The following is a 21,481-nucleotide window of genomic DNA, read 5'->3' on the forward strand; positions in this document are numbered from 1 at the left end:
GTCACATCGTCGGCGGGGCTTCCGGATAATGGTCCAGCACTTGGCCGAGCACGTCTGCCAGCGGGCCGAGCCACGCCGCATAATGCCGCCACTGGTCGAGGCCGTCGGTGAAGATCGGCTGGCGCACCTGTTCCGAACTGGCGGTGCGCACCGCACGATCATTGTTGTAGAATTCAAGGCAGGCCTGTTCGAACGGCAGGCCGACATGATCGAGCAGCGCACGCACTTGCCGTTCTGTATCGCCCACCATCGTCTCATAGATCACGCGATGTACGGCACCCGGCGCCGCGCGATCGAAGGCGGCCATCAGCCTCACATAGTCGCAATAGTAGCGGCCGATGTCGGTAAGATCGTAGGAGAAGGTCTGCCCGCGCGCGAAATGCTGCTTCCACGCGGAAAAGCAGCAGGACATCGGATGGCGCCGTGCATCGATGATCTTTGCGTTGGGCAGGATCAGCCTGATCAGGCCGACGTGCTGCCAGTTGTTGGGCATCTTGTCGATGAACAGCGGCCGCGCGCTCTTGCGATGGATGCGGGTACGGTCGAGATATTCCTCACCCAGCCGCTGGCGATCGGCCGGCGTCAGCGCATCGATCATCGCGCGGAAATCCGGAAAATCGCCCTCGTCGACGCGGGACTGCAGGCGCCCCGCGATCATCATCATCTCGGGCAGTTCCATCGTCCCTTCCACCTGACTGTGGCTGGCGAGGATCTGCTCGATCAGCGTCGATCCGGCGCGCGGCAGGCCGACGATGAAGATCGGGTCGGGCGCGGGGCAACCGCCGGACCCGCGGGATGCGAGATAGTCGGCGGTGAACAGGTCGGCGGCGGCCGCGGCTTCGGCGGAAAAGCCCTCGGCATCATGCATGATCTGCGCGCGGCGCAACCGGTTGCCACGATCATAATGGTGGAAGGACGCGGCATGATCCTTCGCATCCTCCAGCGCCTTGCCCAGCGAGAAGTGCAGGTGGAACACATCCTCGGCCCGATCGCCTTTACCGGCCGCCAGTGTTTCGAGCGCCGCCTGCATGTCGGCAATGTCGCCCGCCCCGGGCTTCACGGTCTTGAGGTTTGCGAGGCTCCACCACGCCTCCCCCATCGTCGGCTGGCGCGTCACCGCCTCACGATAGGCCCCGATCGCCTCCGCCTGCCGGCCCAACGTCTTCAGCACATGCCCCAGATTCTGCCAGACCTGCGGCTGATCGGGCTGGTCCGCCAGCAGCCGCTCATAGATCGCCCGCGCCGCATCCTGATCGCCGAGCCGCACCAGCACCGAGGCGCGGATCAGTTCATAGCCCGGATTCCCGACCGGCGATGCCGTGAGGATTTCGGCATGCGCCAGCGCCTCGGGCAGCCGATTGGCCTGCAACAGCAGGCGGATAAGGAAGTCGCGCGCGAGATCATAGCCGGGGGCGAGCGCGACCGCGCGCTCGACCAGCGCCAGCGCCTCGCTCATGTCGCCCCGGCGCCAGTGGATCTCGGCGAGCAGGCGAATCGCCGCTGGATTGTCCGGCGTCTGGCGGAGTTCAGCGGCGAGCACCGCCTCACCCTCGTCCAATCGGCCCGCGTTCATCGCCATCGCCGCCTTGACGAGATCGGGGTCACGCGAGGAGGCATGGATGCCCGAAAGATCGGCGCGCCAGCCTTCCTCGGTATGGCCGGCCCTGCGATATTCCTTTGCCAGCAGAAACCATCCGCCGGCGACCCCCGGCCATTGCCCCGTCAGCGTTTCGAGCGCGGCGATCGCCGCCCGGCTATCTCCCGCCTCACTTGCCGCCTGCGCCAGTTCCCACCACACCGCCGGCGGCACGCGCGCTTGGCTGCGGGCAAGCGCCGCCAGCCGCCGCTGCGCCGCCTGCGTCTTGCCGAGCCGGCGCAGCGCCTGACCCGCGAGCAGTTCCGCAGGGGGAAGCCCGGGAGCGCGCGCCAGAATCGCCTCGACCTGCGCAAGGGCTTGGTCGGGACGCGAGTCGATCATTTCGGCAGCCTGCGCCAGCGCCGCTTCGAGCGTGCGCGAGGCCGCAGCCACAGCCTTGCCCATACAGCCTCATTCCCTTCGCAACTGCACAAAGAGCTATGCCGAGAATGGCGCTCCGTCGAGTCACGCCATAATAGCGGTAAGAAAAAAAGCTGCCTGAGAGTGCTTGACAGTCTCGCGGCGAATGGCAGTATTCAATCTAGGACGGTTGTTCTGATTGCTGCGTATGCGAACCGGCCGTTGAATGTATGAAGTTCGGAGCTACCCCGCGTAGCAAGGTCTTGGCGTCTCGTGATGCCAGGGACGGGATTTTGTGCTGCGCGCCGCCATCGGCCGCAAAGCGTATCTGACGCATGAAGACCAAGTTCGAAACAACAGGCAACAAGAGACCCGAAGGCGGGCAATCTTTCAAGGAGAGGCCAGAAATATGACGCGTTCTACGCGTTCAGGGGGGTATTACGCATGGCCTTTCGTCTTGGCGCGCGCGGCGCGCGAAGGATTTGCGCTCTAGCCACAAGCACATTCCTCACACCGCTCATTCTTGCCGCCCCTGCGGTTGCGCAGGCGCCACCCGCCGAACCGGAGCCGGCCGAGGAGCAGGGCCTCGGCGACATCGTCGTCACCGCGACGCGCACATCGGAAAGCGTGCAGAAGGTGCCGATTTCCATGCAGGCGCTGGGCGCCGAGAAGCTGGAACAGCGGCAGGTGAAGGGCTTGACCGATTTCGCCGCGCTGTTGCCCTCGGTTTCGTTCGAGGGCATCGGCCCGGGCCGCAACACCGCCTTCTTCCGCGGCATCGTACCCGCCGGCGGCGCCTATGCCTCGGTCGGCTATTATCTCGACGATATTCCGATCACCGGCACCGAGGTGCCAGATATCCATGCCTATGACATGGAGCGGATCGAGGCGCTGTCGGGTCCGCAGGGCACGCTCTACGGCGCCGGATCGCTCTCCGGCACAATCCGCCTGATCACTAAGAAGCCCAAGCTTGACACGGTCGAATATGGGTATGACCTGGAAGCCAATAAATATGGCAACGGCGATTTCGGCGGCCAGATCGAATCCTATCTCAACCTGCCGCTGAACGAGACGGTCGCATTGCGTGCGATGGGCTATTACCGGCGCGACGGCGGCTATATCGACAATACGCCCAACAATGGCCGGCTGAACGATGGTTCTCCCGCGGTCTACACGCTGGGCGACAACAATCCGGCGACCTTCTTCAACCTCGACAATTCTGACATCGCCAAGAACGACTACAACCCGATCAAGGAATATGGCGGCCGCCTCTCGCTGCTGTGGCAGCCGGTCGAGGATTGGGTAATCATGCCCCAGATCACCGCGCAAAAGCAAGTGGCGAAGGGCTATTTTGGCTATGATCCGCGGGTCGGAGACCTCGAGGTCCACGACTATGACCAGACCCGCAACGACGATCGCTGGTTCCAGGCGGCGCTATCGATTCATGGCCATATCGGCGACTGGGACGTCGTTTCCGCGACCGGCTATTTCAAGCGCCGCACAAAGACGCTGAACGACTATACCTATTACACCGTCACCTATGACGGCTTCGGCGCGGGCTATGAAAGCTATCTGCAATTCTTCGACAATTGCACCGGATCTGGCGCTGCGCAGCGCTGCCAGTTGATCGACCCGACACAATATTATCACGCCGACACGCACCGCAACAAGTTCACTCAGGAACTGCGCGTGACAACGCCGTCGGACTGGCCATTCGACGTGACCCTCGGCGGCTTCTACCAGCGCCAGAAGAATGAACTGAACACCTATTATGCGATCCGCGGCCTCGACAATATCGTCGGCTATACCGCGACCGGCGGCGGCGATGTGGCCGGCGGGCTGATCGGCGTTCCGGCGATGTTCGCCATCGATTATGACGATGATGGCAATCCCTATTTCACCAGCGACGTGATCAACCCCAACGGCAACCCGTTGGGCACGATGCTGCTGGGCACACAGGCCGCGAAGGCGGACGGCTATTACATCGTCGAGCAGAACCAGCTCTATCACGACACTGCGATCTTCGCTGAAGGCCATTACAACATCACGCCTACGCTCAAGATCACCGGCGGCATCCGCTATTTCTGGACGGACTATAAGGTGGTGGGCTTCGCCGGCGTCGCCGCCTCTGCACAAGGTGTCGGCTGCGAGACGCCGCTGCCCGCCGACGAGCGCCTGACCTGCGTCAACACCAATCCGCTCGCGGAAGACGGCGCCGGCCGCTACAAGGAAGATGGCGAAACCCACAAGATCGCGCTCGACTGGCAGTTCGAGCCGACCAAGATGGTCTATTTCAATTATTCAACCGGCTTCCGCCCCGGCGGCTTCAACCGGCCGCTGCGCATCCGCAGCCTCGGCCGCATTGTCACGGTGCAGCCGTTCAAGTCGGAAACGCTCGACAACTTCGAACTCGGCGTCAAGACGACCTGGAACAACATATTCCGTTTCAATGCCGCGATTTATTATGAGAAGTGGAACAACATACAGTATGGCGTGATCGTTTCAGGCGCGCAAGGCGCGGGGATGACCGGTAATGCCGGCAAGGCCGAGGTGAAGGGATTCGAATATGATGCCGACCTGAAGCTCGGCAAGGTCACGATTTCCACGTCGGGCGCCTATAACGACGCCAAGCTCAACGGCAATTTCTGCAACTTCGCGGTCGACACGACGACCTTATCGATCTCGCAGCTACCGAGTTGCGCGCTGGATCAGTTCGTGCCGGGCACCGATCCGCCCACCCCGACCGTCGCCGCCGCGGACGGGACGCGTCTGCCGCGTCAGCCGAAGTTCAAGGGCACGACCTCGATCCGCTACGACACGCTGATCGGCGAGTTTGAAGCCTATCTGCAAGGCGCGGCACTCTACCAGACCGGCGCCACGCAGGATCTGAACGTGGAGAGCAACGAGCTGCTGGGCAACACCTCCGGCTTCGTCAGCTTCGACTTCTCGGGCGGTGTGAAGAAGGACAATTGGTCGCTGACGTTGTTCCTGCAGAACGCGTTCGACCGGCGCGGACAGCTCACCCGCAACACGTTCTGCTCGATCGACTTCTGCGCAGGGTCGTCGCGCACATTCCCTATCCGGCCGCGCTTCTTCGGGATAAGGTTCGGCCAGAAGTTCTGATCTGATCTGGTTTGGAGAGGGGAAGGATGGCCATGCTTCGCACGCTCGTCGCGCGGAACATGGCCATTCGCTTTCGGCGCCGCGCCACGATCGGGCTGGCCGGCGCGCTCGCGCTGCTGGCAGGCGCGGGGCTCACGCCGCCCGCGCCCGCGCAGGAGGATCATTCGGGGCTGACCCCCGCCGCCTTCCGCCGCAAATGCCTGATGTGCCACAGCCGCGCCGCGCCCGAGGGCGTCTCACCCGAGATCCTCACCGGGCTTCGCCCCGAACCCGGATTGCGCCCCGCCGACGCGATGCCCGGCGTGCTGTGCTGGCGGCGCTGCACGACCTGCTGGGGGCCGGAGCCGGCCGACGGCGCCAGATAGCGCAGCCTCAGGCCGCGGCGCGGATGAGCGCCTCGCGAAGGCGCTGCGGGGTGATCCCGCGATCGCGCATCTGCTCGCAGGCCAGCGCCGCGAAGCCGCTCATCCGCGCGACCGCGAAGCTGACGCCCTGGAGGTTGAGTTCGGCCGGCACGCCGTCGATCGACCGCGGCACGCCCGCGGTGGAAAAGACGGTGCCCCCCTCCCCCTCTATCGCGTGATAGGTGCCGACCGGGCAGGCGCGATCGAAGGCGACGCCCAGCACCGTCGGCAAGGCGCCCGGCCAGCAGGCCATGCCATCCACTGCGTGCGCGGAGACCAGCAGGATGCCGGCATCGTCCGCCCGCGCCGCCGCGCGCGCAAAGGCATCGCGATGCGCGGGGTTGGGCGAACCGAGGCTGAGATTGATGATGTCCGCCCTCGCTTCGATCGCCCAGTCGATCGCAGCGACCAGCGCCGTGCCGGAGGACCGCAGCGCCTCCCGGAACACGCGCACGGTCAGCAGGTCCGCATCCGGTGCGCCCTGCTGGATCGCGGCGCTGACCGCAGTGCCGTGGCCGAGCCGGTCGATCGTGGCCTGGGGATCGTCCTCGATCATCCCCTCCCGCGTGATCGCGACGCCGCCACGCAATCGCGCGGCGTCGATATGCGGGTGTGCAGGATGAACACCGCTGTCGATCACGGTAATGCGCACACCACGGCCGGTCGCACCGGTAAAATCGATCCCGCTCATGGCCGCCCCACCGCCGCCGCCCGCCCGCCATCCAGCCGGATGATGAAATCGGCGCGCTCCGCCAGCGCCGGCTTGTGGGTGATGACGATCAATGTCGCGTCGGGCAGCGCCCCGCGCAGGCGATCGGCGATGCGCGCCTCGGTTTCGGCATCCAGGGCGGAGGTCGGTTCGTCGAGGATCAGCACGCTGGGACGGCGAAGCAGCGCGCGGGCGAGCGCCAGCCGCTGCCGCTCGCCCGCCGACAGCGCCAGCCCGCGTTCGCCGGTGCGCGTCTCCAGCCCTTCGGGCAGCCGCGCGACCAGCGCGTCGAGCCCCGCGGCGTGAACGGCGCGCTCGATATCCCCATCGGCCACCGCGTCGAGACCGAAGGCGATGTTGGCGCGGATGCTGTCATTGAACAGATAGGGTGCCTGATCGACCAGCAGAATCTCCCGACGGAGATCGCCCAGTCGCAGGCTGCGCACGTCCACGCCGTCGACCAGCACGCGACCGGCATCGACGTCCTGGTAGCGAACGAGCAGGTCCGCGAGCGTCGATTTGCCCGCCCCGCTCTCCCCCAGGATCGCACAGAAGCTGCCCGCCGGGATGGCGACATCGATATCGACCAGCACCGCATCGCGATCATAGCGCTTGGCGACATGATCGAAGCGCAGCCCCTCCTCGACGCGCGCCAGCGGCGCCGCATCGGCCTGCTCGACCACCTCGGCGGGCGTATCGAACAGTTCGAGTATGCGCCCCAACGACACCCGCGCGGAGGCGAGCCCCGCGCCCAGCCCCATCAGGATCTGGATCGGCCCGAACAGCCGCGCCTGATAGGCCATGAACGCCACCAATGTGCCGATCGTCATCTCGCCCGCGATGATCCGCCAGCCGCCATAAAGCACCACCGCGGAGGTAGACGCGGTGAGCAGCGCGCCGGGCAGCGCGCCCGCCATGAACGAGGTGAGCTGCATCCGCAGCATCGCCGCGATGAAGGCGTCGTTGCGCGCGCGGAAACGCCCCACCTCATGCGCGCCGGCATTGAGCGAGGTCACCACGCGCATCCCCATCACGCTGTCGACGAGGAAGCTGCCGAGATCGGCACCGCGCTCGCGCATCTTCTGCGTCAGCGCGGTCAGGCGGCGCTGGAAATGGACGAAGGCGATCACGCAGATCGGCACCAGCACGGTGCCGAGCAGGAACAGCCGCCAGTCGAGCCACAGCATCAGCCCGACGCTGCCCAGCAGGAACAGCACATTGCTCAGCACCGACAACAAGGTGTCCGCCGCGGCGCGCTGGACGTTGCTGACGTCGCTGTTCATGCGGGACATCAGGTCACCCAGCCGGAAGCCGCTGAAGAAGCGCGGAGACAGGCTCTGGAGGTGGCGCAACAGCGCGGCGCGGATATCGTAGAGCATCGCCGCCGACAGCGCGATGTAGCGATAGCTGGCGAGCGCGTTGAGCACGAAGCCAAGCACCGTCACCACCAGCAGCGCCGCGGCGATCATCCACAGCGCCTGCATGTCGCGGCGCAGCAGCGCCTGGTCGATCATCAGCTTGGAGAAATAGGGCTGCGCAAGGTTGAGCAAGGTCCCGACGAGGCTGATCGCGAGCACGAAGCACAGCCGCGGCGCATAGGGGCGCACATAGGGCCCGACGCGCCGATAGGCGTGCCAGCCGGCCGGGGGCGATGTGTCGTTCAGGAGGCCTGCCTTCGTTCGACCAGTCGATAGCCCTGCAGCATGTAGCGCGGCTCCGGCATCCCATCGAGGCGGGCGGTGCACCAGTCATGCCCTTCGGCCAGCGCATCATGCGCGGCCTGCCACCAGGCCCCCTGCCCGCCGGTGCGATAAAAGGGCGCGCAGAGTTGCAAATGGCGCCGCATCGTCGCGACCAGCATCGCCTCATGATGCGCCCGGAGCGCCTGGGCATCGCCGCCGTCGCGGATCGCGGCGAGGATCGCCGAGACGAGGATCGCCTCCCGCACCGCCTGCGCGGTGCCATCCCCACAGATCGGATCGAAGGCGATCGCCGCCGAACCGCAGCCGATCCAGTCCGCACCCGAGGACGGGCAGGCGATGCGCGGGCTGGGATCGAAGGACTGGCGCGGCGCCTCCGCCCCTATAATGCGGCGCGCGACATGGCGGCTCTGCGCCAGCGCCTCCTCCAGTTCGGCGCCGACGCTGAGCAGCCAGGCCTGCCCCGCGCCGGCAGGGATCAGGAACAGCCAGCCGGCCTCGACCGCCTCGATCCAGCAGTCACCGGCATCAGCGGGGTCGCGCAGCACCACCGACGCGGCGGTCGCGCCGCGCGCGCCGAAACGCCGCACCTCCCCCTCGGGCAAGGGCGCCGCGGCATGGATGGTGAAGTCCGTCGCCACGGCACGCGCGCTTTCGGCAACCGGCAGCAGCGCTGCGGCACCGGAAACGATGGTCGCGGCGTGCGGCATGGCGACCGGATCGCCGCCGCCCCAGGCGACGATGCGGCGGGTAATGCGCGGCAGGCCGGCGAACAGGTCGGGCTGGCCGAACAGGTCGCGGATCAGCGCCAGCGCGGTGTCGCTCAGCATCACCACGGGTGCCGGCGCGCGATCGGCGGACGCGATGGTCGCGGCGATCCCGCCCAGCCCCAGCAGATGCGCGCAGCAGGCGGCCGCAACGCCGCCCCCGCATATCATGACGTTCATGCCGGCATCGTCTCCAGCGCGGCGGAAAGGGTCAAGCCGCCGGCCGCTTATTGTGAGACAATCAGCCCGGCCATCGTCGCGTCATTGCCGATGTCCCAGGTCTTTTCGAGCTGGAGCGTCTTCGCGTCATAGACCTCGATGTCGAAGCTCGCGCCATAGATGTAGAGCTTGGCGCCATCGCCCGACATGCCGAACTGGAAGCGTGAGCGGCACGGGAACTCCGCCTTGCCCAGCACCTTGTTGCTCGCGAGATCGAAGCGCCAGAACTCGCAGCGCTTGTTGCCGAGCGTCCCGGTGGTCGCGACGGTATAGCCTTCCTTGCCATCCGGCGTGATCTGCAGCCCCGCCATCGATGCCGGTGCCGGCCCGATCGGCACGAAGCTGAAATGGCGGGAAGCGAGGTCGAAGCGCGCGAGGCCGAACACCTTGTTGTGCACATAGGGGTCCGCGGCGTTGAACAGCGACACGAACTGGCCGGGGTTGCGGATCGCCTCGACGCCACCGCCGAAGCTGACATTCTCGAAGCCCGAGACATCGGCCTTGGCGAGATCGAACCGCTCGACCGCCTTCAAATCGGCCGTCGCGACGACGATCACCTTGTCGCGGAAAACATAGAGGAACTTGCCGTCCGGCGAGATCGCATAGGCGGAGCGATAGGCGATGCCCGATGCGTCATCCTCAGCCGCAACATCGACCGCGCGGACGACCTTCTTCAGTTTGAGGTCGACGACGGTATATTGCGGCTTGCTGATCCGATAGCGGTCGATATCCTTGTCGATCCGTTCCGCCACCGTGTAGAAATAGCGGCCCGAAGGATCCGCCACGCCGCTGTAGAAGCGATAGCGCGTGGTCGGCGTATTCAGGCTGAAACTGTCGATCACCCGGCCGCTGGCGATATCATAAGTCTCGATGCCGGAGGTGGAGATCGTCGTGACATAGATCTTCTTGCGATCGCTCGATTCACGCAGCCCGGTGGGCAGGCCCGTCGCCAGCGTGATGCGTTTCGTGGGCTTGCCCGTCGCCTCGTCGAACAGGATCAGCACATTGGGATAGCCGCCCATATACATGGTGCCGGCCTGCGCCGACACAGGCAGCAGCGACAAGCAGGCGGCCAGCGCCGCGCGCATCATCCTCTTCACCCGCATCCTCCCCCGCGGCCGGCCCGTTTCTGCTACGATCATGGGAACACCAGATCGAGGTTACGCCAGTCCTTGGTGGCGACGGCGCAGTTGCTCGCCCAGTCCGGCGAATAATTGACATGATCGGGCACCTGCACCGGCCAGAAGCAGGTGACGTAGCAATCATAGATGTCGCGCTCGACCGGCTGGCACAGCCCCGCGGTGCCGCCGCCGGCATCGACTTCCCAGCCCGGCGAGAAAGCGAGCGAGCAGCCCATCGGCACGTGCGGGCGCGGTTGCTGCTGCAGCGCGACGACATTCTCCTCCAGCATCGCCGCCGCTTCGTCGATCTGCGCCGCCTTTTTGTTGAGCGGTTTGAGGTGCTTCATGACAACGCCTTTCGTTCCGCAAAGCGTTCGAGAAATGCGGGGTTCTTCACCGCCAGCTCGCCGTAAATGTTGAGGCAGCGGTCGGTCCAATCGCGGATCCAGTCGCAATAATGCAGGTTGGCGTGGCCGGTATCGCCATAGCGCACGAACGCCTCATGATGGCATCCGCCCGCGCACAGCGGCCGCACCCAGCAGCTCTGGCATTCATATTTCGCGTCGACATGGCCGCGCGCGAGGAAATCGCCCTGCTTCTCGCGATCGATGCCCGAGGAGATATGCCCCATCGTGTGCGTGTCGGCATCGGTGAAGCGATGGCAGGGCGAGAGATCGCCCGACGGGCTGACCCCGAGCAGGCCGAGCCCGGCGCCGCAGGGATGCGATTTGTGGACGCCCTGGATCAGTTCGCTGATCGTCTCGCTGACGTTGGAGAAGCCGTGGCTGCGCCCCTGCAGCGCATGCGCCAGCCATTCGTCGGCCAGCGCGTGGAACTGCGCGAGCACGCCGTCCATCCCCTCGGCGCCGATCGTATAGGCGCGCTCGTCCGCGCTGGTAACAGGCGCGAAGCCGACCTCATGGAAGCCGAGATCATCCTTCAGGTGGCGATAGATGCGGATCACATCGGTCACGCCGTCGGTCAGCGTGACGCGCGCGGTGATCGCCCGCGTCCGGTGATTGGCGATCAGCGCGCGCAGCCGCGGCTCGATGACGGCATAGCTGCCGCGACCGTTCTTGTAGACGCGGCGCTTGTCCTGCAGGTCGGGCGGGCCATCCATGCTGACGGTGACGCCGATCGCATTGTCCGAAAGGAAGGCAATGATCTCCGCCGTCAGCAATGTCGCGTTGGTGGTGAGGCTGAAGCCGATCGTCTTGCCCGCGGCCGCCGCCTTTTCCGTCGCATAGGCGACGACCTGCTTCAGCAGCGGGAAGTTCATCAATGTCTCGCCGCCGAAGAAGGTGATGTGCACACCCTTGCGGCCGGCGGATTGATCGAGCAGGAAATCGACCGAGGCCATCGCGGTCTCGATCGACATATATTTCTTCTTGCCCTGCGGCGTCGCGATCTTGTCCGCGCCGAACTCATAGCAATAGGTGCAGGCGAGATTGCACTGGTTGGTGATGTTGAGCACCAGCGCCTGCAGCGGGAAATCCTTGGGCGGGTTCGACGGGCGCGGCGCATGGCGCTGGTCGTCGGAGACGATCACACCGGCGAAGCGCAGTTCGCGGATCAGCTCGTCGGCGTCCGCCTCCGCCATGCCCTGCGTAACGAGATGGCCGGTCAGCGCGGCATGGCCCGCCGCCCCTTCCTCCAGCCGGTCGAGCAGGCAGCGCGAGGCATCGTCGAGCTGGAAGATCGCGCCGGCGGAGACGAGATAGATGAAGTCCGCGTCGCCGACTGCGAAGGGATGATATTCCGCCGGCCGATAGCCGATCGCGGTCATGACCGTCATTGCGACACCTCCGGCTGATCCCAGCGCTGATAGGCAGGCACGGTGACGACCAGATAGGACCGGCCGGTCAGCGGCTGGCCGAACTTGTCCTTCTCCGCCTTCGCGGTCGCGACCACCCAGACCTCGCCATAATTGTTGCGGCCGAAGCGGCGATCGGGGTTGGGCCCGTCGGACGCCGGCGTGAACAGCGCATTGGGCCCAAGCGCGCCGACGAAATCCTTGTCGTCATCATTATAGACCGACATGAATTCATCGATCTTCCACGTCACGTCGACCGGCCCGATCTTCACATCGTCGGGCGTGCCCGGCTTGCCGTCCACGCCATTGTCATAGCCCAGCGCCTCGAACTGGCCATATCCCTTGGGATGCTTGCCGCCGCCCAGCCGCGCGAGGCCGGTTTCGGGCACGACCTTCAGATAGTCGATCTTCGCATAGACCGGCAGCGCCTGCGCCAATGTGGCGCCACGGATGCCGACATCGTGACGACCGGGAACGGCATCCGTCGCGACATCCGCGGTGACGACCGCCTCGCCGGCGGATGCGGAGACGATCTTCGTCACCGTCACGCCCTCACCCAGGCTGATCTCGGCGGGCTTGAGGTCGGCGGGCAGGTTGACGCCGACGATGCGCACCTGCGCGCCCTTCGCGCCGGCCTTCAACAGCACCGGGCCGACGCCGAGGATCGCGGGTTCGGCGCCCGCGCGGGTCAGCGCCACGTCGAAGCCGAACTCATGATATTCGCCCCAGAACCAGCGCCCCTCGCCGCTCTTCTGGTCGGGCGCGAACCACATCGTCTCGCGCGTTTCGCGGTTGGGATCGTCGGGCGCCGTGCCAGCGGCAGGCCCCTTCGACCGGCCACGCCACGAATAGCCGCCATAGACGAGGCCGGTGCCGGTGCGCGTCAGCGTCTCACCGGTCGACAGCGACCGCAAGGTCGCGCCGGTGGTGAACGCGTCGGCCGACTTGCCCGGCGCCACCACCAGTTCACCGACATAATCGCCGCGCGCGGGCAGATGCGCCGACACCAGCCATTTGCCCGCAAGATACGGCGTACGGATGCGCGGGCGCCAATTGCCCCACTCTACCGTGTGGAGCGGCGCCGCCTTCTGCATATACTCAAGCGCGAGCGCGCCGTTGGTGACGGGCGGCGTGCCCGGCGCGGGCGGCGCGGCGCCCGGCTGGGGTTCGGCGGGGCGGCGATATTGCGCCTCCGCCTGCGAATAGAGCGCGACGTGCAGATCCTGCAGCAGCTTCCATTCGGTCTTGGATCGGCGCCACGACATCGGCTGCGCGAAGGCGTGGCAGGCGGCGCAGGCCTGGCGGACGGTGTCGTTGGGGATCAGCGCCTCGTCGACGATGCGCCGTTCGGGCAGGTACATGACCGGCTTGGCTTCTTCGGGCGAAAGCCCGTGCCAGGTCGAAAGATATTTCACGACCGCGCGCGATTCATCGGGCGTGATCTCGAGCGCGTTCAACCGCACCATTCGCTTGATCGCTTGCGACCAGCCTTCGGGCGTGGTGCGCGACCAGGAGATGCGCGACATATTGCCCTTCTCGTCCTGCTGGTGGCAGGCGCCGCATTTCTCGATCGTCAGCCGATCGGTAACGGGAATGCCATCCTCGGTCTCGACCGCGGCCTTGTCCTCCCCCGCCGGCGTCGCCGCCGGCTTGCCGGCCTGCGCCATCACCATCGAGGCCGAGAACAGGCCGAGCACGGCAAGCCGCCAGCCCGATCGCCCGAATGGCTTCATCAGGAAGCGGAAAGGATCACGCGCACCGGTTCGCGGCGGCGTGCTGCATTCGCAATAGGTGTCGGCGCAATCAAGTATGGCTGGCTTATTCATGCCCGGGATTTCCCCCTTCTCGCCGGCGCGCTGTGGCTCGTCCTGGCGATGCTGCGGAATGAAGGTTGGACAAACGTCAAGGATCGGTCAAGCAGAATTGTGCGCTGCGAAATAAGAGTTTTTGCAACGCATCATTACGATTCAACGAGGCGGTTCGGGATAGAGCGCGCGCAGCGTAGCGGGCGCCCGGCAGTTGCGGATCGCCGCCTCGACATGGCGCGTGCGCTCGGCCTTGAGCGACACGGATGACAGCGCCAAACGCCGCTCACGCGCCACCTCTTCGGCGGTAAAGGGACGCGCGTCCCCCGGGGTGCTTGCCCCGCCCAGCCCGAACACCACGAAGTTGACGAGATCGGCGAGTTGCTGGTTGTCGGTGATGCGGCTGTGCGCGATGTTGGGCAGCCGCAGCAGATAGGCGCGCGTCGCCGGGGTACACATGAAATAGCCGACGCGGTCGCGCAGTTGCGGCAGTTGCGCCGGCGCGGATACGCCCTGCACGCCGTGGCAGCCGCCGCATTGCTCGACATAGTCGGAACGCGCGAGCACCGGATCGGTGATCGCGGCGGGCAGCGGCCGCGCGTCCGGCCGCCCCGCCACGGCACCCGCCGCCACGGTCAACACGCCGAGCGCGAGCAGCGCGCACCGCCATCGCCGCCTCAACACCGTGCCGCCGCCGCCACGCCGCGCACGTTCAGCCGGCCGCGCCGACCAGCACGGCGGTGGAGCAATGATATTCCATGCTCGACGTGCCGAAGCACCAGATCACGTCATTGTTGAGCTGCGGGTTGTAGAGCTGGGTCTCGCGATCGGTATTGTCGCACGGGCACTGGCCGCAGGGCGGTTTGCCGCAGCAATCGCGATAGGCGATCAGATAGGCCTTGCCGTCCGCCGGGTTGATGCAGGTGCCGACCCACGAAACGGGTGACGGCTCCGCCCCCGCGGGGCAGCTATGGATGCCGCCGCCGCAGCAGGTGCACAGCGCGCCATCGATCGCGCAATAGCGCCAATAATCGCACTTCGTATCGTCGGTGATCTGCGCCTTCCGCGCGAAGGCGGTCTTGCCCTCGGGCGAGCGATCGGGCTTGGCGGCCTGCGCGCGGCTGACCGGCAGCAGCGGAAAGGCGGGTGCCGCGACCAGCGCCGCACCGAGGCGGGAGAGGATGCCGCGCCGCGAGGTGCGCCCCGCAAACTTGCGGAGGAATGTTTCGCCGATGGCATCCGCGTCGAAATGCTTCATGTGACTGCCCCCTCTCGAACCGGTTCAGGCCGCCTCAGCCTTCAGCGTCGCCAGATAATCCTGCACGGATCTCACCCCCATCTCGTGCGCGACGACGAGGCTCTCCAGATGCTCGCGGCTGTTGACGAGCCCCTTGGAAAGGATCGTGCCATCGGCATCGAGCAGCACCGCGAAGGGCAGCTTGGCCACGCCGAACGCCTGCCCCGCCTCCGGCCCGTTGACGAACGGATAGGCCTCCAGCCCCTGCTGCGCGACCAGCGCCTTCTGCGCGGCGACCTCATCGTCGCCGACGAAGGTCAGCGCGACCCGCTCATCGCGGGCGAAGGATTTCGCCATCGGGATCATCGCCTTGCACAGCGGGCACGCCGCCGACACGAACATCAGCAAGCGCAGCCCCGCACCCGTAGCCGGGCCGCCGACCAGCGCGTGCGATCCATCGAGCATGTGCGCGGCGATCGGCTTGGACTGGTCCCCCACGGCCAATCCGCCGGCGGTGGTCAGCGCGCCCGCGGGGGCGACGCGCATGTGCAGCACGCCCACCTGCCGCGCGAGCGCCAGCAGCGCCACGCCCATCGCCAGGATGATGATCCAGGAGATGATCTGGGACACGATCAGTGCAGTCATCATCGTGCTTGTCTCCGAAAGGCGGCAGCGGTGGGCGATCGCGTGAGTGCGCCGATCGCGCCGAACAGCAGGTGGCACAGGAAGAAGGCGATGCCGCCGGCGGCCGCGACCGCCCATTGCGCGGCGGAGAGGCCCGGTGCGGGCAGCAGCGCCGCCGGCAGCAGCAGCGCCGCGAAGGTCAGGTTGCGCGCGACCAGCGGCCAGCCCAGCGACTGGTGCAGCCCGGAAAGCCCGCAGCCGCAATCGATATGCGATCGCCCGCGCCGGATGTTGACCGCCATCGCCGCCGCGAAGCCCGTCAGCAGCAGGATCGCGGCCAGCGCCGGAACCCGCCCGAGCCCGGCGATCAGCGCCGCGCCGACCGCCAGTTCGGCATAGGGCAGGATCGACGCCACGACGGGCACCAGCGGCGACGGCAGCACGCGATAATTGGCGACCACCGCCGCCAGCAGCGGGCGATGGCGCAGCTTCGTCCAGCCCGCGACGAGGAAGATCAGGCCGATGCCGATCGCGGCGGCAAGGCCGCATATCGCAAGGCCGGCCGCGCCATCCATGCTCAATTGGCGGTGGCGACGGTGATCAGCCCGCCGCCGGCGTTTTCGATCTTGTGCTTCTCTTCCCAGCTCGTCGCGTCGATGACGATGCCGTTCTTCTTCTCGTCATTGGCGACGATCATCGGCTTGTCGGTCTGCGTCACCTCGATATTGGTGATCGCTTCTTCCAGCGGCAGCCGCTTGACCACCTTCTGCGTCGTCAGGTCGACTTCCCAGATCTCGGTGCCGGGCGCCTTGTGAGACCAATATTCGCCCATGTGCATCAGCACGAACAGCCGGCCGGTGGCGCGGTGCAGCGCCATCACCTGGCGGCCGCCGGGCAGCCAGTTGATCTCCAGCGGCTTGGTCTCGCCCGGGCGGATGCCCGCCGCCGCCTGGATCGAGAAGGGCTTGGCGACCACCACCGTCTCGCCGACCGTCGCGGTGTAGATGAGGCCGGTATAGCTCAGCATCACCGCGCGCTTCTTCGTCGGATCATAGATGTAATTGTCGAAGATCGGATCGTCGGTGGCGGAGAAGAAGGGTTCGGTGCGGCTGATCTGCGGCGTCGCGCCGGCGACCTTCACCGTCGCCAGCGACCCGTCCGAACAGAGCGCGGAAAAGCCGACACCCGGGTTCGGGATCATGCTCGCGCAGCCGGGCAGTTCGATATTCTTGAAGAATTTGCGCTTTGCCAGATCGACCACATTCACCGACGAGGCCGGATCGAGATTATAGACGAAGCCCCATTTGCCATCGTCGCTGACGATGAAGTTGTTCTTGCGCATGCCGATGAGGATGCGGCCCGGGATCGCAATCTCCGACACCAGCTTCATGTCGCGGCTGTCATAGACCGAGACCATATCCTGCCGCGTGCCGCGATTGGCCTTCGACCAGATCGATTCCGCGACATAATAATATTTGCCGGCGGGATCGATCGCAAAGTCGGTGAGCCGGCGCGTCACCACCATGCCCTTCATCTTGCCGCTTTCGGTGTCGAAGATGCTGGTGCCCTCCATGTCCCAGCCGCCGTCGACATAGAACCAGTTGGGGTTGGGCGCCGCCAGCGGCATGACATCCGAGGTTTCGGAGTCGCTGATCGGGTTGGGATCGGTCGCGGGTGCGGGCGCCGGAGCAGCGTGGGCTGCGCCGGCGGCAAGCACGGCCGCGGCGCTGGCGGACAAGATCCGGGCAAGGAAAGCGCTCTTCATCCGCTGATCCCCCTTTTTGCGATGCAGGCCGAATATCGGTCCGGCCGCCGGCGGTCCGCACGATGATTTCGTCCGCATCCCGCCCCGGTGAAAGATTTGACACACGTCCAGGATTGGTCAAGGGGCATCCGCCCCATTTGAGCAACTATTTTTGTGCGCCGCAGCGTGGGTATCAGTCGGCGGGCATGGCCAGCCGCGCAATATCCTCCGACGTGACCGTCATCGCCAGCTCGAGCAGCGATTTGATCGCGAGCGAAGTGAACGCGCCCATCTTGTGCGCCCACGGCTTGGCATGGCCGAGGAAGGGCGTGGATCCCTCCATCGACGCGCTGATGTAAAGCGCCACCGTGTGGACCTCGTCCGCGCTCAGCGCCGGATTCAGTTGCGCGACATATTCTCCGATCACGTCGTGCACACGCTGGTAGAAGGTCCGCACGCGGTCGGCGACGAACTCGTCATGATTGGCGAGCGCCCAGAGTTCGGTGAACAGGTGCGTCGTCCGCTTGGACTGGATATCGTCGAGGCACATGATGATGATGCGGCGCAGCCTTTCCCCGGCATCCAGCCCAGGCTTGCGAACGGTTTCGTCCATCACCCGCGCATAGCCCTCGACCAGTTCGTCGAGCAGCACCTGGATGAGCATTTCCTTGCGGGGGAAATGATAGCTGACATTGCCGACCTTCATGTCGCAACGCGCGGCGATCCGCCGGATCGTGAACGCGGTCGCGCCCTCGTCCACAAGCACGGAAAGGGCCGCCTTGAGGATCGCATCGACCGTTTCGGTGCCGCGCACGTAGACGCCGGGCCGCGGGACAGCGCTCATCTCGTTCATCGGAACAACCTTATCCTGCTCTCCTGCCCGCTGGCCCTAGCCGCCTGCGCCGCTGGTCTCAACCCTTCGCACCTCGTCGGAGGCAAGCATCGCCGCCTGCGCGACGAATAGCGAGCCATAATCATCGAATTCGGGGCACGCCGATCGGGGCTGAACCAAGCCAATCGGATGGGAAATCGCTGGATTACGGCAAATGACGGCGACTGATCAGACCGCAGATTAGGCGTGCCGTATCGTCAGCTCCAAGAAATGCTTTTACGCATTGCAACATATCGAACGGATGCCGCGGACATAAACCGGAAACAATCCTGATCGTGACCTACTGAACTTTCGCGGGTTCCAAGCATACGCGCGAAGCCCCGCTGTCCCCACCCCGAGCCATTTTAAGGGCGTGGACCGCCGGCAACCCTGCGCGAGTATCGAGGAGCGAGTGGTCAACAAACCCGCTGCACGCGCTGTCTCAATCTTTTTGGTCACCGCCGGAACGGAAACAGCCACGCCGCAGGATTGGTCATTTCTCCCCGTGGTAGCTGCCGAACGCCTTGACAGGCGACCAGCCCGGCAAGATTGTCGGCAGCTTCGGCGACATTGCTTCATAATCCTGGGCGCCAAAGACGACCTTGCCGTTCACAACCGTCAAGACCGATGTTACGGATTTGATCTGCTCTTCCGGCACGGAGAAATAATCGCGGTCAAGCAATGCGAAGTCCGCAAGATAGCCAGGGGCAAGGATGCCGAGTTCCGTGTCGGCGTTCATAAACCACGCGGCGCCCCTGGTGAAGAGTTTAAGGGCTTCGACACGGGACAGGCGGTTGTCCTTGGCGAGAATTTCGGACCCGGAGACCGATTTCCCGGTCACCATCCAGCTGATACCGATCCAGGGATCGAACGTGGCCGCCCGGAAGGCATCGGTGGACATGGCCAATGGGATGCCACTATCGACCAGCATGCGCAGACGCGGCGTGAGCAGGGCTTCCTTACGGCTGTGGCTCTTGATGAATGCATCGCCGTGCAGCGCCATCTTGGCGTCCAGAGCGATGCCACCGCCCAGCCTTTTGACCCGAGCAATGTTTTCGGGACTGATCGTCTCGGCATGTTCGAGGCTCCACCGCAGGCCGTCGAGCGGGCTAGCGGCGTTCAGCTTCTCCAGCGCATCGAGGAACGGGGTGATGTTTTCGTTGTAGCTGATGTGCATGCGAAACGGGATCCGCCGTTTTACCAGCTTGGCCACATCCTCTTCAACAAGGCGGCGCATCTTATCGGGCTCGATGACGATCGCCGGCCGGTCGAAATTCTCATGATCGTGGGTTTCCGCCTGCAGCACCTCGCCGGCTCCCCGATACTCGTGCCCATGCGCAAGGGCGGGATAAAGATTGTGGCCGGGGCTGATCGGCGCGATCCTGGTGATCGCGTCGAGCTGAGCGTCCACCATGTTCACCGGGCCGCCTTCGCCGAGTTGCAGAACGACGAAGGGCAGGCGGACGTTGAGACGATTGCCTCGCGCCAGCCCGTCGATCATCCGCTCCGCCTTGGGGTAGCCCCACCGGCTGCCATTGTCGACAACCGAGGTGATGCCGAACCGGTTCAGACCATGGATGCTGTAGACCAACGAACTGACCTCTTCGTCCGGCGTCAGTTGCGGGACCATCGTCTCCAGCGCGACGAAGGTCCATGTGTTGCCGTAGACGATACCGGTGGGCTTTCCGCGACTGTCCTTCTCAAACTTGGTGTCCGGCAGCGCGGGGAAGCGGTCCGTTCCAACGCCCAGTGCCTCCAGTGCGCGCTTGTTCAGAAAGGCGCGATTATAGGCATATTGCACGATCAACGGACGGTTCGGTACGGCTTTGCCAAGCTCGGCCAACGTCGGAAAGCGGTTTTCCTTGAATTGATAGGGTGACCAGCCGCCGATGACTTTGACCCACTGACCATCCGGAGTGCGAGCGGCCTGTTCGCTGAGCATGCTCAGGGCCCGGCTGAGCGTCGGTACGCCATCCCACCTTATGTTGTAGTTGTAGCCGCTGTCATTCAGCACGTGCGAATGAGCGTCGATGACGCCCGGGATCAGGATGCGGCTGTGCGCATCGATCACCACGGTCCTGGCATTTTTAAGTGCGAGAACGTCGGCGTCCGAGCCCACCAGATAGATCCGGCCGTTCTTCACGGCCAATGCCGAAGCATCCGGCTGCGCCAGATTACCCGTATGGATTCTGGCATTGAAGACCACCAGATCAGCGGCCGATTCTTCCGAAGACTGGGCCCGGGCCGCAGAAAACGCCGAAATGGCCGCCAGAGCCACGAATATTTTCTTGATCATGTGATGCCCCAATCTGCTTTCATATTCGCGATCAGCGGCTGAGGATTTGCTCAGCAGGCGCCGGCTCTGCGATCATAGTGTTCGAGTTAGTGCCACCCCGATCTGGTGCCCGATAGTTCGTCAGACCGGGACAAGGTGTCGCAGAAGCGGGAACAGCAGGTTCGGATCCATCATGCATCGATCGCGGATGTTGCTGCTCGCCACGGGTCGCAATCAGCGCGTGCCTGCCGAAGCTTCGGCAACATCGAATTGCAATGGCCCATCAGAGCCACGGCCGGCGGCAGCGCATGCTTCGCTCCTTTGGGCATCGGCATTCCCGCTGCAATGCCGCGTTCCGGAAACTGCAACACAGTTCCACGGAAACCCAGACTACTCCCTACGGCGGGAGGCAATAGGATTCCGACGCAGCTATTCGATCGAAACGGAGGACCACAGTTATGATAGGATTGGAAAATTCAACCGGGATGGCATCGGCGGAGGCGGCTATCGAGAAAGTACTGGCAGCTTACGAAACGGCGTTGAACGCCTCCGATACAAGTACCGTGCTCAGCCTATTTGCGCCCGATGGCGTTTTCATGGCACCGAACAACGCCTCTGCAGTCGGTGCCACGGCGATCCGGCAAGCGTATATGGGCATTTTCCAGGCAATCACCTTCGATACCGAGCTGACGGTGCAGGAGATCGTGCAGATCGCACCCGATTGGGCGTTTGTCCGGACGAACTCGAACGGGCATGTGACCATCAGTGCGATCAACCAGCGTGTCCCCGACGCCAACCATGAACTGTTCGTGTTCCAGAAAGATAGCAACGGCATCTGGAAGATTGCGCGATACTCGTTCGCGACGACGCTGCCACTGCCTCACTAAGCTTAAGGTTCGCGCACCTCGGGATCATTGCCGCGCGTGACGTCATCAGAGCACCAAGGCAACGGTCACGGGGCCGCTTCGGGAAATCCCACACTCTGACTATCAGCCGGATCTCGGATGATGTGCAGCGAGGACCGCATCCGCGCTTCATGGCGATGAGGTCAAGCGCTCTCCGGACGCATCTGA

General features: G+C 65.0%; 18 protein-coding genes. 3 read left to right on the forward strand and 15 right to left on the reverse strand.

What is annotated here, in order from left to right; all coding sequences use genetic code 11:
* Nucleotide 1 precedes the first annotated feature (1 nt).
* Nucleotides 2-2,041, reverse strand: a complete 2,040-nt coding sequence (locus FHS96_RS17715) for a tetratricopeptide repeat-containing sulfotransferase family protein (RefSeq protein WP_429594502.1) — start codon at nt 2,039-2,041, stop codon at nt 2-4.
* A gap of 399 nt (nt 2,042-2,440) precedes the next feature.
* Between FHS96_RS17715 and FHS96_RS17720 the strand changes: the two genes are divergently transcribed.
* Nucleotides 2,441-5,119 (forward strand): TonB-dependent receptor, encoded by a 2,679-nt coding sequence (locus FHS96_RS17720; protein WP_429594504.1) that lies wholly within the window; start codon nt 2,441-2,443, stop codon nt 5,117-5,119.
* A 26-nt stretch (nt 5,120-5,145) separates the two neighbouring features.
* Nucleotides 5,146-5,484, forward strand: a complete 339-nt coding sequence (locus tag FHS96_RS17725; protein ID WP_429594507.1) for a hypothetical protein — start codon at nt 5,146-5,148, stop codon at nt 5,482-5,484.
* A 7-nt stretch (nt 5,485-5,491) separates the two neighbouring features.
* Here FHS96_RS17725 and qhpE read toward each other — a convergent pair whose 3' ends face one another.
* The 14 genes from qhpE to FHS96_RS17795 all read right to left on the reverse strand — a co-directional run bounded on the left by qhpE (nt 5,492) and on the right by FHS96_RS17795 (nt 20,429).
* Entirely contained in the window at nt 5,492-6,214 is a 723-nt protein-coding gene (gene qhpE / locus FHS96_RS17730) for a subtilisin-like serine protease QhpE (protein ID WP_429594510.1), read from the reverse strand.
* Nucleotides 6,211-7,839, reverse strand: a complete 1,629-nt coding sequence (locus FHS96_RS17735) for an ABC transporter ATP-binding protein (protein ID WP_429594513.1) — start codon at nt 7,837-7,839, stop codon at nt 6,211-6,213. Before FHS96_RS17735 ends, qhpE begins: the two co-directional genes overlap by 4 nt.
* Nucleotides 7,840-7,892: 53 nt before the next feature.
* The gene (locus FHS96_RS17740; protein ID WP_429594515.1) at nt 7,893-8,879 is read right to left on the reverse strand and encodes a hypothetical protein; all 987 of its coding nucleotides are present in this window, start codon (nt 8,877-8,879) and stop codon (nt 7,893-7,895) included.
* A gap of 47 nt (nt 8,880-8,926) precedes the next feature.
* On the reverse strand, nt 8,927-10,024 hold the full coding sequence (locus FHS96_RS17745; protein WP_429594518.1) for a YncE family protein: 1,098 nt from the start codon (nt 10,022-10,024) through the stop codon (nt 8,927-8,929).
* Between the two features lie 32 nt (nt 10,025-10,056).
* Entirely contained in the window at nt 10,057-10,386 is a 330-nt protein-coding gene (gene qhpC, locus FHS96_RS17750) for a quinohemoprotein amine dehydrogenase subunit gamma (RefSeq protein WP_429594520.1), read from the reverse strand.
* Complete coding sequence (gene peaB / locus FHS96_RS17755; RefSeq protein WP_429594523.1) at nt 10,383-11,834, reverse strand: quinohemoprotein amine dehydrogenase maturation protein; 1,452 nt, start codon at nt 11,832-11,834, stop codon at nt 10,383-10,385. Before peaB ends, qhpC begins: the two co-directional genes overlap by 4 nt.
* On the reverse strand, nt 11,831-13,678 hold the full coding sequence (peaA, locus tag FHS96_RS17760; protein WP_429594526.1) for a quinohemoprotein amine dehydrogenase subunit alpha: 1,848 nt from the start codon (nt 13,676-13,678) through the stop codon (nt 11,831-11,833). The genes peaB and peaA overlap by 4 nt, the downstream gene beginning before the upstream one ends.
* A 141-nt stretch (nt 13,679-13,819) precedes the next feature.
* The gene (locus FHS96_RS17765; RefSeq protein WP_429594529.1) at nt 13,820-14,341 is read right to left on the reverse strand and encodes a cytochrome C; all 522 of its coding nucleotides are present in this window, start codon (nt 14,339-14,341) and stop codon (nt 13,820-13,822) included.
* Nucleotides 14,342-14,369: 28 nt separating this feature from the next.
* Nucleotides 14,370-14,915: a methylamine dehydrogenase light chain gene (locus FHS96_RS17770; protein WP_429594532.1), complete on the reverse strand. Its 546-nt coding sequence runs from the start codon at nt 14,913-14,915 to the stop codon at nt 14,370-14,372.
* A 24-nt stretch (nt 14,916-14,939) separates the two neighbouring features.
* Nucleotides 14,940-15,542 carry a thioredoxin domain-containing protein gene (locus tag FHS96_RS17775; RefSeq protein WP_429594535.1) on the reverse strand — a complete coding sequence of 201 codons (603 nt, stop codon included), beginning with the start codon at nt 15,540-15,542 and terminating at the stop codon, nt 14,940-14,942.
* A complete protein-coding gene (locus FHS96_RS17780; RefSeq protein WP_429594538.1) occupies nt 15,539-16,093 on the reverse strand; it encodes a MauE/DoxX family redox-associated membrane protein in 555 nt (184 codons plus the stop codon). The genes FHS96_RS17775 and FHS96_RS17780 overlap by 4 nt, the downstream gene beginning before the upstream one ends.
* 2 nt (nt 16,094-16,095) lie before the next feature.
* The gene (locus FHS96_RS17785) at nt 16,096-17,283 is read right to left on the reverse strand and encodes an amine dehydrogenase large subunit (protein WP_429594541.1); all 1,188 of its coding nucleotides are present in this window, start codon (nt 17,281-17,283) and stop codon (nt 16,096-16,098) included.
* A 172-nt stretch (nt 17,284-17,455) separates the two neighbouring features.
* Nucleotides 17,456-18,106 (reverse strand): TetR/AcrR family transcriptional regulator, encoded by a 651-nt coding sequence (locus tag FHS96_RS17790; RefSeq protein ID WP_429594544.1) that lies wholly within the window; start codon nt 18,104-18,106, stop codon nt 17,456-17,458.
* A gap of 520 nt (nt 18,107-18,626) precedes the next feature.
* Entirely contained in the window at nt 18,627-20,429 is a 1,803-nt protein-coding gene (locus FHS96_RS17795) for an amidohydrolase (RefSeq protein WP_429594547.1), read from the reverse strand.
* 446 nt (nt 20,430-20,875) lie between these two features.
* On the opposite strand from FHS96_RS17795, the gene FHS96_RS17800 reads away from it, so the two are divergent.
* Nucleotides 20,876-21,295 carry a YybH family protein gene (locus tag FHS96_RS17800; protein WP_429594550.1) on the forward strand — a complete coding sequence of 140 codons (420 nt, stop codon included), beginning with the start codon at nt 20,876-20,878 and terminating at the stop codon, nt 21,293-21,295.
* Nucleotides 21,296-21,481 lie beyond the last annotated feature (186 nt).

This window comes from Sphingomonas zeicaulis, assembly GCF_050433225.1.
Lineage (GTDB): Bacteria > Pseudomonadota > Alphaproteobacteria > Sphingomonadales > Sphingomonadaceae > Sphingomonas_D > Sphingomonas_D zeicaulis.